Source organism: Amycolatopsis sp. NPDC054798, assembly GCF_053611505.1.
Window position 1 is genome coordinate 1 of record NZ_JBSHAM010000212.1, and the last position, 2,850, is coordinate 2,850.

A 2,850-nucleotide genomic window follows, 5' to 3' on the forward strand; every position below is an offset into this window, starting at 1 on the left:
CCGTGAAGGACTCCTTGAGGGAATCTAATTCCCTCAAGGAGTCCTTCACGGACCGGTACGCAAGGAAGGGCCTGCCAGGAAACCCCGGCAGGCCCTTCCTTTCACCCCTCGGTCACACCAGCAGCAGGAACGCCACTCCGTTCGGCGAGCCGAGGCCCGTCACGTCGTCGTAGCCCTTGGTCGTGTGGATCGTCAGGTTCGGGTAGTCGAGCACCCGCGCGGAGGTCTTCAGCCCAGCCGAGGCGTCGACCCCGTTGGCGAAGTCCACGCGCTGCACCGCTCCGTCGACGTGCTGCACGTCGTGGATCGCCGACGTGCGCGACGTCAGCTGGTACAGCACCGGGTTGATGAACCCGTGGTGGTAGTGGTCGAGGCTGTCGGCCACCGCCATCACGCCCGCGAACACCGGCGACGCCAGGCTCGTGCCGCCGATCCGGTACTGGTCGTAGTAGACGCCGTCCGGGAAGGTCTGCGTCTGGCCGACCAGGAATCCGGTGTTGGGGTCGGCGATCGCGGAGATGTCCGGGACCACGCGGCCCTTCGCGCCGCCGGTCTGGTTCTTCGTGGACAGCGCGTCCGGCACGATTCCCTTCTGGTAGAAGGGCTGGCCGAACAGCCGGCTCGTGCCGCCGCCCGCGCCGCCGTTGAACGCGCCGGGGAACGCCGGGGTGTAGACGCCGTTGGTCAGCGTCGACTTGCCGGTCTCCCACCCGGTTTCGAAGATCCGCTTGCCGTCCTTGCCGACCGCCAGCGAGGTCCCGCCGACCGCGGTCACCCACGGAGCCGAAGCGGAGAAGTCCGGCGACGGCGTGCCCAGCCGCGCGACCTCGTCCCCGTTGTCGCCGGAGGAGAAGTACACGCCGATGCCCTCGAGCACCGCCTGCACCGAGATCTGGTTGAACACTTTGACCTCGGAGGCCGGGATGTCCTCGCCGGTGTTGCCGTAGGAGTTGGAGATGATGTCGGCCTTGTGCCCCGCGACGACGTAGTTCAGCGCGGTGTCCAGCGACAGGTCTTCACAGTCCTGCCCGCCGACGTACAGGATGTCCGCGCCGGGGGCGAGCCCGTGCGCGGCCTCGACGTCGAGGGTTTCCTCGCCGTACCAGCCGGAAGCGTCGCACTGGTCCGGCGGCTCGAGCACCGGGTTCGGCGGGAAGATGTGCTGTTTGAACTGCTTTTGGGTCAGCGGGTGCGCCGGGTCGTTGCGCTTGGCGTACTCCGCCGCGTCGGCGTAGATGGTCGGCGAGGCGAACGCGTCCACGATGGCGATCGTGGTGCCCCGGCCGTCCGCACCGAACTTCGCGACCTGGTCCAGCCCGTACGCCGAACGCAGCTGCGCGGGCGTGTAACCGCACGGCGCGTACGGAAGCTGCTTGCCGTTGTAGGCCGGGTCAGTCGTGTCGGTCTTCTCGCCGTAGTAAGCACTGCACGGTCCCGAATTGCGGAACCCGTTGCTGGGCGGCGCGGTCGACGGGCTGCCCTGCGCCCGGGACTGCTTCTTCGCCGACGAGTCCGCCCCGTCGGTGTGGTCCGGTTTGAACAGGTTCGTCGCCTGGTCGACGCCCACCACGCCGAGCACGTCGTTCGCCAGCGCGGCCGGAACGGACAGGTCCTTGTCCGCCGCGCGCAGCGTCTGCCCCTTGACCTGGTACTTGCCCAGGTTCACCGCGAACGCGCGCTGCACCTGGTCAGCGGTACCGGTCGCCTCGACGTACGCCCGGTTGGACGGCACCTCGCCAATCCGGAATCCGCTTGCGGACAGCCAATTCTTGACGGCCGAGACCGTCTGGTCGCTGGCCGCGAACTGGTCCCGCACCTGATCCGGCGACAGATAATGCCGGTACCCCTGGCTGTTCGGATCGGACACCGACCGCGCGACCGCCTCCGCCGCGCCCTGGTCCTTGAGGTTCAAGTAAACCCGAAAGTCCATAGTGGACGAGCCAGCCGCATCGGCCACCTTGGACTGCGGTTCGGCCCAAACCGGATGCGATTGCGGAATGTCCGCCCGCCCCTGAGCCGACGCCACGGCAGGCGAAGCGGCCAGGCCGCCCACCACCGCCAGCGAAAGAAACATGGTGACGCTTCTACGCACAGCAACTCCCTCGTGTTGCGCGGCCTTCGACCCCGCCTGCCGCCGGAACGAGACTAGGACTGCCCCCGCCCGCCGGGGAAGCGTCCGGCTTCCCCGTGCGGAACCGTTATCTGCTCCCCTCATCGCGACACAAGGGACAAGTGCGACCAAAGTCCGTTTCATCCGCACTGTCCACAGCGGAATGTGCCGAAATCAGAAGTACGCCCGTTTCCCCGCCTCCTCCTCGCAGCACTCCGCTCCCCTCCGCACCACCTACGAAGGTCGCACAATCTCGATCACCGGACGCAGAAACTCACCCATCCGCCCCACCGCGCCCTCACCCCTCCGCCACCGCCACACCCCCACGCGGCATTCGGCTCACCCCACGCACCCAACGCCACATTGGTTGCGTCCCACGCACCCAATGCCACATTCGGTGCGTCCCACGCACCCAATGCCACATTGGTTGCGTCCCACGCACCCAACGCCACATTCGGTGCGTCCCACGCACCCAATGCCACATTGGGGCGCTAGCCCCACCCCCCAAACCGCCACCGCCCCGCCCGGCCGGACCAAGCACCCAACCCACGCACCCACCTGCCCAACCGCAGCCCGCGAACCCACCCCGCCCACACACCCAAACCCCGCGCCCCACCCACTCAACCGCAGCCCGCGCACACAAACCCACCAACGCAGCCACACCCGGCCCTGCACCCCGATACGAAGCCTCCCCTGCGGTGGGGGGGGGGGGTGGGAGGACAAAGTTACAAACAGGGAAA

1 protein-coding gene is annotated in these 2,850 nt (G+C 67.9%); it reads right to left on the reverse strand.

All coding sequences use genetic code 11. From position 1 onward, the window contains the following. Window positions 1–112: 112 nt before the first annotated feature. Window positions 113–2,092 carry a S53 family peptidase gene (locus ACWGIC_RS44830; RefSeq protein WP_452082049.1) on the reverse strand — a complete coding sequence of 660 codons (1,980 nt, stop codon included), beginning with the start codon at window positions 2,090–2,092 and terminating at the stop codon, window positions 113–115. Window positions 2,093–2,850: the final 758 nt, after the last annotated feature.